Genomic DNA, 434 nt, shown 5'->3' with positions numbered 1-434 from the left:
TTTCGGGGCCGTGGCGGACGACGTACTCGGCCGACCGCCGGACGTTCTCGTAGCTGTACTCGACATCCTCGAAGTCGACGCCGCTCTCGGCGAGGCGATAGGCCATCACCTGCGGGAACGAGATGTTGTCCATCTGCTCGCCGCCCCAGCGGGTCGTCCCGTTGACGTAGGTGTTCTGCGGGATGAAGCCGGCGTCGTCCTGCTGGTACTCGTAGATGTACTCCAGTTGGTCCGTTGCGATGTCCAGCGACCCGATGGCGTCGAACACGCTAAACACCTGATACAGGTCACGTGACCAGACGAAGTTGTAGCCGTAGCCCTTGGGCTCCTCGGCGTGGACGGCCTCGCCCCACGGCACGGACGGCGAGGCGATGGACGCGCCGCGGTAGGTCTTGTCCTCGACCGCTAACAGCGTCATCAGCGCTGTCCTGTAC

1 protein-coding gene is annotated in these 434 nt (G+C 64.1%); it reads right to left on the bottom strand.

Translation table 11 applies throughout. The features are described from left to right. The coding region (locus tag FY251_RS21550; protein WP_148416947.1) for a glycoside hydrolase family 15 protein at positions 1 to 434 on the bottom strand (434 nt) is incomplete at both ends.

It is taken from the genome of Haloferax sp. KTX1, from assembly GCF_902410085.1.
Lineage (GTDB): Archaea > Halobacteriota > Halobacteria > Halobacteriales > Haloferacaceae > Haloferax > Haloferax massiliensis.
Note: the sequence above shows the minus strand (reverse complement) of the source record. Positions and strands in the feature narration are given on the sequence as shown.